Raw genomic sequence first — 7,798 nt, 5'->3', positions numbered from 1 at the left:
TCCAGATTGACCGACATCGCGACATGGCTGTCGTCCAGCAGTGGCACGCGCGCCTCTTCCAGCTTGGGAAAGCGGCTCTGCTGCACGCCGCTCCGCTCGGCCATGTCCCACATATGGCTCGACCGGTCGTGGCTGTCGGCCCGTTCCGGGTGATCCGCCATCAGCAGTTCGATGACCATGTCCCGCGCCTGACGGGCACGTGCGCTTTCCGTGGTGACGACCATGCCCTCGGCGGGTTCGCGAATGCAGGACGCGGCAAGCGTCCGCTCGCCCTCGATCTCCACCATGCAGGCGCGGCAGTTGCCGTCCGGGCGGTAGCCGGGTGCGGGCTTGTGGCAAAGATGCGGTATCTTCAGCCCGCGTCCGTTGGCCACTTCCCAGATCGTCATGCCGGCTTCGGCTTCCACCTCCGCGCCGTTTAGCGTGAACCTGATCTTCTCGGCCATGATCGCTCCTCCGTATCGATATGTTCTCTCTATAAACAACACCGCGGGAATACAGGAGTCACGTTCCCGACTTGTTGATCGGATTTTGCGCCAGCCCCGGGGCCCAGCCGCTGCTGCTTCACCCTTTCACAAATACTCATCCGCACTTTCCCCGCGCGCCGCCTCCGCCTATCAAGTCATGCAAAGGAGCAGTCGATGTCCCATATTACCCTCATCCGGCACGGGCAGGCGAATTCCGACGCCCGGGACGAAGCCAGCTATGACCGGCTCAGCACGCTGGGGCGCAAACAGGCCGCCTGGCTTGGCGCCTATCTGCGCGACAGCGACAACCGGCACGTCCGGCTCTATACCGGCACGCTCCAGCGGCATGGAGAGACCGCGGAGGGGATGGAAACCGGCCTCGACGTGCATCAGGACGCGCGGCTGAACGAGCTTGAGTACTTCACACTCGCCACATTGCTCGAAGAGCAGCACGGCGTGCCCTTTCCCGTCGGGCAGGAAGCGTTCATTCATCATTTGCCGCAGGTCTTCGACTACTGGAAAACCGGTCGTTTCGAAGGCCCGCCGGAGAGTTATGAAAATTTCGAAACGCGCGTGCAGGACGTGCTGCGCGAGATCGCGGGGGGCGATGGGCCGGCCTTGGTGGTGACCTCGGGCGGGCTGATTTCCATGGCGATGGCCCAGGCCATGGGCGTGGGGATACCCGCAATGTCCCGGCTGGCGCTGGCGATCATGCATACCTCCATGCACCGGCTTTATCCCATCGGGGGCCATTGGGCGCCCGTGCTGTTCAATGCCGTCCCGCATCTCGACCGGCCAGACCGGCGCGAAGCGCAAACCCATATCTGATCCATTTGAAAGGCTCGCCATGCTGACGCTCCACTATGCCACCGGTACCATCTCCATCGCTGTCGCCATCGCGCTGGAGGAAGCCGGCCTGCCCTATGAAACGATCAAGGTCGATTTCGCCTCTGCCGAACAGACGCAGGCCCCCTATCTCGCGCTCAATCCAAAGGGCCGCGTGCCCCTGCTGGTACTGGAGGACGGCACAAGGCTGACCGAAACGGGCGCGCTTCTTGATTACATCGCGGCCATCGCCCCCGGAGGGGGTCTTCTGCCGGAGGATCCCGTGCTGGCCGCGCATGTCCGGGGCGTCATGTATTACCTCGCCTCGACGATGCATGTGGCCCACGCTCACAGGATGCGAGGCTCACGCTGGGCCACCCGGCAGGAAAGCTTCGACGACATGACTGCGAAGGTGCCGGAGAATATGGCGGCCTGTGGCGCCTATCTGAACGAACATGCCCTAATGGGGGACTATGTCGCGGGCGACCGGCCCAGCATTGCGGACCCGTATCTGTTCACCGGCCTCAACTGGATGGAGGGCGACGGCGCCCCGCTCGCCGCTCATCCCCGCCTTGCGGGGTTCATGGATCGGATGAACCAGCGCGACAGCGTGATGGCGATCCGCCAAAAGGGGTTGCGGTAAGGTGGTGCATCTATGGGTCCGGGCCGAACAGCGCCCCAACGAAACCCGCGTTGGGATTACCCCTGACGGGGCGGTTGAACTGCTGAACAAGGGCTTCACCGTCACGGTCGAGGATTCGCCCAGCCGCGTCATCGGGACCGATCAATATGCCGCAGCGGGATGCACCATCGTGCCCGCACATTCCTGGCCCGATGCGCCGAGTGACGCGATCATATTCGGCCTGAAGGAACTGCCTGACGACGATACGCCCCTGTGCCACCGCCATGTGATGTTCGGCCACGCCTACAAGTGTCAATCCTCCGGCAGGGTCCTGTTGGAGCGGTTCCGCAAGAGCGGCGGCCAACTGCTCGACCTTGAATATCTGACAGATGATACGGGCCGGCGGGTCGCGGCCTTTGGATATTGGGCCGGCTTTGCCGGTGCTGCCGTGTCGCTGATATGCTGGGATGCCCAGCTTCGCGGGGAATCGGCGGGGCCGGTGCGGCCCTACGACAATGCGGAGGCGCTACGCGATGACTTGCAACAAAGGCTGTCGCAGCTTGATGCCCCAGCCCCTCGCGCGCTCATCATCGGGGCGCTGGGGCGCGTGGGGACAGGGGCGGCAGACCTCTGCAAGGCGGTCGGTGTAGCGGTAACCCCGTGGGACATGAAGGAAACCGCCAGCGGCGGCCCCTTTCCCGAAATTCTGCGCCATCAGATCTTCATCAACTGTATTCTGGCCGGACCGGACACGCCGCGCTTCGTCGGGCAAGAAGACCTGACACAAGACAGGGCCCTGCGCGTGATCGGCGACATCGCCTGCGATCCCGACAGCACGTTCAACCCGGTACCACTTTATGACAGGGCGACCACCTGGGCTGTACCGGCACGCCGTGTGGCGGAGAACCCGCCGCTCGACGTTATGGCCATCGACAATCTCCCGTCGATGCTGCCGCTCGAAAGCTCGCAGGACTTTGCGGCGCAACTGCTCCCCACGTTGAGCGCGCTGGACGAGCCGCACAATCCGGTCTGGCAACGTGCTGCCGACCTGTTCGAGCGGCACGTCGCGGCGGACAGCGCCGGAAAGACGGATCAGGAGAAAATTCGGTAATAGAGCGAGTCGGGCAGAAACTTGGATCCGCGGAACAGCAGCGAAAAGGTCCAGGGAAAGTTCCGCTTGAAGCTATCGCCCCCCATATGCTCGAAAACCGTTCTGGCGGCCTCCTCCGGCTCCATCAGGAAGGGCATCTTGAAGTCGTTCTTGTCGGTGAGCTGCGTCCGGATAAACCCGGGATTCACCACCTGCACCTGAACCCCCGTCTTGCGAAGATCGGCATGCATGCACTCGGCAAGCGACAAGGTCGCGGCCTTGGACGCGGTATAACCGATGGAACCGGGCAGCCCGCGGAAGGCGGTGAGGCTGGAGGTGATAACGATATGCCCACGGTCCCGCGCGACCATCCCCGGCACCACCTGCCCCATGACACGGACAAGCCCGGTGAAGTTCACGTCCGCCATGGTCGTGGCCTGTTCGGCATTCCAGTCGGTCGCCGCGAAGGGCCAGTAGGCCCCGGCGAGGTAGACGACGCCGTCGACCTCCCCCACCGCATCGGCGGCGGCTTTGACACTTTCGTCATTACGCACGTCCAGAACCTGATAGGACGCACGGCCCGGCAGGTCGTCCGCCAGCGCGGCGAGCTTGTCTTCCGACCGCGCCGAGAGCACAACCTCGACCCCTGCCCGGCTTAGTTGCCGCGCCAGCGCCGCGCCCAGCCCATCGCTTGCGCCCACCAGCCAATACCGTTTGCCCTGCCATTCCTTCATATCGTGCTCTCCGTTCTTATCGTTGCGACCAGCTCAGCAACCTTGACGCCGTATTTGCGGAACTGGCTTCTGTTCAAAATGGTCCCTTCGGGCGTGAGATACATCCAGTCCACCGTCTGGAGGATATGCCCGCCAAGGGATTGAGGCAGCTGAATCGGATAGACCATCCGCATCGCCGGACCGGCCTGCGCGCCCTGCCCTTTGCCGGGAACGTCCGGCGCGGTCGCACTGAAGGTGCCGTTTTCTTCTATCGTGATCGTCCAGTGGCGGCTCTGGGTCGAGCCGTCGTTATAGACGAACTCTTCGCGCATCTGCCCCACATCGCCGTCCCATGTGATGTCGAAACGCGCGACAAAGCTGCTCGTTACCCGCCCGAGCGGACCGTAGATCACCCCTTCGCAAATCATTCGGCCGTTCAGATGTTTCTTCAGGTCAAACTCGGGATACCCGTCGCTGTAGTCTTCCAATGTCTGACCGTGAAAGGACCCGAACCGACGCCGCAGACCAACCACGACCAGCGCAACGACAAGGCCGGCAAGAAAGAAAATCAGCGGTTCGCTCATGAATCCTCCAAGTTGTCGGCGCGGGCCAGCAGCCAGATCGCGCACAGTTTGAGCACGCAGGGCACCCCGGCGTAAAGCCAGGTCAAGACGTTGAGTGCCAAGGCAGGGTTCGGTGCGCCACCGCCTTCGAAGCCTGCCCGGTCCAAGGCGTGAAGTAGAACGACCGCCGCAAAAGCCAATGCGACTTTCGACACGAAGGACCAAAGCCCGAAGCCCTCTGCGGCCGTCGGGGCGATGACAGCCATGCGACGTGCGAACATGGCCGGTAGCAGCGTCAGATCGGCACCCACCGCAGCACCGGAAACCACGCAGATCACCGCGAAAAGGGCAACGTCACCCGGTCCAAGAAACAGCGCGCTGCCGAAAGCCGCGATGGCAAGCACCATGGCCGTCAGCAACGTGCGGCGCGCGCCGAACCGTTCGGCGGCCATCCCCCAACCGGGCGCGGCGGCAGCTGCGGAAAGGAAAAAGAGCAGCAGCAGCGGTCCTTCCCACCCGGGCGCTGCGAGCGCGGATTCGACGAAAAACAGAAAAAGGGTGGAGCTGACAGCGACAGGTGCCGCATTGACCAGCGCGATGAGCAGCAGGCGGCGGGCGGGCCCATCCCGAAGGATGACTGAGAATCCGACCGGCGCGGTTTCCCCCGATGAAGTCCATTCGCGTCGCATGGCCCAGACGGCGCCCCCGGTCAGGGCCGCGAAGCCCACAGCAAAGCCTGCGAATGGCCGGGCGAGCCAGATGCCCAGCACCACGGGCGCCACCGATGCCGCGCAAACCCCCAGCAGCGCACCCGTTTCCCGCCACCGGGCCAGCGCCAGATGACCGGAGGCCACCCCCTCCGCCCGGGCCACACCCTGCGCGTAGAAACATATGGTCAGAAAACTGAAGCCGCTGAAAACCAGCGCCAACATCAATGCGAACCAAGCAAGGGGCGGCATCAGGGGCTCTACCGCGAATAATCCGACCATGGCCGCCGCCATCAGCCCCGCAGCCAAAGCGACCGCCAGCGCCCGGCGATAGCGCAAGACCTCTGACAGTCGACCGAGCAGCGGATCCTGCACCACGTCGAGCAACCGCAACCCGAAGAGAACCGCACCCAGCGCCGAAAGCGAAGCCCCGTAGGTATCCACGTAGAACTTCGGCGCATGGATGTAGATCGGCAGCCCGGCTGTCGCCAACATGGCCGCGAAAAGCGCATAAGCCGGAAAATGCGAGGGAGTGGTCCGCTTCACCGGGTCACTTCTTCCTTCGGAGGCTCCGGTCGCGACCGGAAGCGCGCGCCCTTCCACCAGAGCTTCAAGGCCTGCCAGTGGATCAGCGCCTGCACCCGTCTGGAACCGAATGGCCTGCGGAGCATCGCCCCGAACATCCCGGCGGTTGTCAGCGGCTTTCGCCTGCCGGTCAACGTCGCCAGCAAACCGCCGCCGGGCCGGTCGTATGCGATCCAGATTCCGATGCGCCGATCGGAAATGTCGAAGCGAAAGGTATAGCGGCCCTCGACCGGCTGAAAGGGCGAGACGTGAAAGACCTTCTCCGCCTCGATCTGGTCCGTGGCGGCAAGGGGCCGGCCATCGGAATGTCGGCATAGATAGCTGTGCCGGTCGCCATAGGTGTTCGTGACCTCGGCGATCACCGCCACCAAATCCTCCGATTTGTCGTAGCACAGCCAGAAGCTGACGGGGTTGAAGACATGACCAAGGATATGCGGCTGGGCCAACAGCTCGATGCGCGCGACGCCATCGACCCCGTAATCCGCCAGAACCGAACGCACCCAAGGCGCACCGCGCCCCGCCCCGGGCGCCCCCCCGTGGTCCTGACCCCGCAGTGCAAAGACACCGCGCCGGTTTCGCCGAAAGGGCCAGGGGGCAACGATGGGGCGCTCGGCGTCGAGCAGAATGTAGTCGATCGAATAGCGGAAGGCGTTGGCTATGTCGCCTTTGCGGCCATGGTAGGTTTCGCCCGCGATATGTTCGACCTTGCCTGCCATCCTACACGCAGGCGCCCTATTCCGCCGCGAAACGCAAGGCCGCCCCTTCGCGGATACCATCCACGACGTCCAGCGCGCTCGACAATCCGTCTTCGTGGAAACCGTTGCGCATCCACGCGCCGCAGAACCATGTGCCATCACGACCGTTGAGTTTGCGCATTTCCTGCTGCGCCGCCAGCGCGCCCAGATCATAGACCGGATGGCGCAGGGTGACCTGATCGTAGATCAACTCCTCGCGGATCGTGCGCTTGGTATTCAGGGTAACGAAATGCAGGTCGTCCTGCGGGATCGGCTGAAGCGAGTTCATCCAATAGGTGAGGTCGATCCGGTCCGAACGCTTGTCCGCGTCCTCGGTATAGACCCAGCTTGCCCAAGTCGCCCTGCGTTTGGGCATCAGCGAGGCATCGGCGTGCAGCACCACGTCATTGGGCTGATACCGTATCGCCCCCAAAGCCGCCGCCTCGTCCGGGCGCGCGTCCGACAGCATCGCGAGCGCATCGTCGGAATGGGTGGCAAAGATCACCTGATCGAAGCTTTCCCATTCCGCGCCCTGGACCCGGAGTTCCACGCCCAGAGCCGTGCGGCGGACGGCGCTGACCGGTGCGGAAACCCGCATCGCCACCCCGGCGCGCAGCATCGCGGCCTCCAACCTGTCGACATATTGCTGGGATCCGCCCTTCACCGTGTACCACTGATGCTGGCCGGAATAGTTCAGCAACGCATGGTTGTGGAAGAAATTCACCATCGCATGGGCGGGAAAATCCATGATCCGTTCCGTGGGGGTGGACCAGATCGCACCAGACAGGGGCGACAGGTAATAGTCCCGGAAATAGCTGCCCGTGCCCAGAACCCGCAGGAATTCACCGATGGTCAGGGATTGATCGCGCGCCACGTCCAAAGCCCGCCGGTTGAACTTCAGAATGTCATTAAGCATGCGGATGAACGAAGGGTTCAGCAGGTTCCGCCGCTGCGCAAAGACCGCATTCATGCTGGTCAGCGCATATTCCAGCCGCCCCCCGTCGATGGAGGCCCCGAAGCTCATGTTCGAGGGAACCACCGGCACATCGAGCGCGTCGAACAGTTCCGCAAGACGGGGGTAATTGGCATAGTTGAATACGATGAAGCCCGTATCGACGGGCTGATCGCCATTCTTGCCGGCAATGACTGTCCGCGCGTGGCCGCCAAGCCGGGAACCCGCTTCGAACAGGGTGACGCGGTGATCCGCAGACAGGGCATGGGCCGCGCCCATGCCCGAAATGCCGGCGCCGATGACGGCAATATTCTGACGATAGGGCTGAGGCGCCTGTGCCTGCACCGGCGCGGATTCGAATGGCATAATGGTTAAATTTCCTGTCACATCTGCTTTGTTATTGTGCGGGGTTCAGCACAGTCACGAAGGAACCTGCATGCGAGTTGCAAAGATTCCGTTCGATTCCATCCCGTCCCCTGTCGAAAAACACGCAGTCCTGCTCTGCCTTGCCCACGCGCGAATACGCGCGCCGGTTGAACG

At 63.3% G+C, this 7,798-nt stretch carries 9 protein-coding genes; 3 read left to right on the top strand and 6 right to left on the bottom strand.

Annotated elements, in window-relative coordinates; translation table 11 throughout:
* Positions 1-446 (bottom strand): 2Fe-2S iron-sulfur cluster-binding protein (locus tag A3764_RS09540; RefSeq protein ID WP_150122125.1); only part of this gene is annotated, 446 nt, incomplete at its 3' end.
* Between the two features lie 195 nt (positions 447-641).
* Here A3764_RS09540 and A3764_RS09535 point away from each other — a divergent pair.
* The 3 genes from A3764_RS09535 to A3764_RS09525 are packed head-to-tail and all read left to right on the top strand — an operon-like array spanning position 642 to position 3,025.
* On the top strand, positions 642-1,295 hold the full coding sequence (locus A3764_RS09535; protein ID WP_067920260.1) for a histidine phosphatase family protein: 654 nt from the start codon (positions 642-644) through the stop codon (positions 1,293-1,295).
* Positions 1,296-1,314: 19 nt separating this feature from the next.
* On the top strand, positions 1,315-1,935 hold the full coding sequence (locus tag A3764_RS09530; RefSeq protein ID WP_067920262.1) for a glutathione S-transferase family protein: 621 nt from the start codon (positions 1,315-1,317) through the stop codon (positions 1,933-1,935).
* Between the two features lies 1 nt (position 1,936).
* On the top strand, positions 1,937-3,025 hold the full coding sequence (locus tag A3764_RS09525; RefSeq protein WP_067920264.1) for a saccharopine dehydrogenase: 1,089 nt from the start codon (positions 1,937-1,939) through the stop codon (positions 3,023-3,025).
* On the opposite strand, the gene A3764_RS09520 is transcribed toward A3764_RS09525, so the two are convergent.
* From A3764_RS09520 to A3764_RS09500, 5 genes are read right to left on the bottom strand one after another with little or no spacing between them, the layout of a single operon-like run.
* Positions 3,007-3,738 carry an SDR family NAD(P)-dependent oxidoreductase gene (locus A3764_RS09520; RefSeq protein WP_067920266.1) on the bottom strand — a complete coding sequence of 244 codons (732 nt, stop codon included), beginning with the start codon at positions 3,736-3,738 and terminating at the stop codon, positions 3,007-3,009. The genes A3764_RS09525 and A3764_RS09520 overlap by 19 nt on opposite strands.
* Entirely contained in the window at positions 3,735-4,301 is a 567-nt protein-coding gene (locus tag A3764_RS09515) for a DUF3833 family protein (protein WP_067920269.1), read from the bottom strand. Before A3764_RS09515 ends, A3764_RS09520 begins: the two co-directional genes overlap by 4 nt.
* Positions 4,298-5,533 (bottom strand): MFS transporter, encoded by a 1,236-nt coding sequence (locus A3764_RS09510; protein WP_067920271.1) that lies wholly within the window; start codon positions 5,531-5,533, stop codon positions 4,298-4,300. The genes A3764_RS09515 and A3764_RS09510 overlap by 4 nt, the downstream gene beginning before the upstream one ends.
* A complete protein-coding gene (locus tag A3764_RS09505) occupies positions 5,530-6,288 on the bottom strand; it encodes a DUF1365 domain-containing protein (protein WP_067951532.1) in 759 nt (252 codons plus the stop codon). Before A3764_RS09505 ends, A3764_RS09510 begins: the two co-directional genes overlap by 4 nt.
* Before the next feature lie 16 nt (positions 6,289-6,304).
* Positions 6,305-7,624, bottom strand: coding sequence for an NAD(P)/FAD-dependent oxidoreductase (locus A3764_RS09500; protein WP_067923740.1), 1,320 nt, complete (start codon positions 7,622-7,624; stop codon positions 6,305-6,307).
* Between the last annotated feature and the right edge of the window lie 174 nt (positions 7,625-7,798).

This window comes from Sulfitobacter sp. HI0129 (assembly GCF_001635395.1).
Taxonomy (GTDB): Bacteria; Pseudomonadota; Alphaproteobacteria; order Rhodobacterales; family Rhodobacteraceae; genus Sulfitobacter.
This window is presented reverse-complemented; position numbering and strand designations above follow the sequence as displayed.

Excerpts from the sequence above, each read along its gene's own strand:
- A3764_RS09535 (WP_067920260.1), top strand. The coding sequence starts at position 642 with ATGTCCCATATTACCCTCATCCGGCACGGGCAGGCGAATTCCGACGCC.
- A3764_RS09530 (WP_067920262.1), top strand. The coding sequence starts at position 1,315 with ATGCTGACGCTCCACTATGCCACCGGTACCATCTCCATCGCTGTCGCC.
- A3764_RS09520 (WP_067920266.1), bottom strand. The coding sequence starts at position 3,738 with ATGAAGGAATGGCAGGGCAAACGGTATTGGCTGGTGGGCGCAAGCGAT.
- A3764_RS09515 (WP_067920269.1), bottom strand. The coding sequence starts at position 4,301 with ATGAGCGAACCGCTGATTTTCTTTCTTGCCGGCCTTGTCGTTGCGCTG.
- A3764_RS09505 (WP_067951532.1), bottom strand. The coding sequence starts at position 6,288 with ATGGCAGGCAAGGTCGAACATATCGCGGGCGAAACCTACCATGGCCGC.
- A3764_RS09500 (WP_067923740.1), bottom strand. The coding sequence starts at position 7,624 with ATGCCATTCGAATCCGCGCCGGTGCAGGCACAGGCGCCTCAGCCCTAT.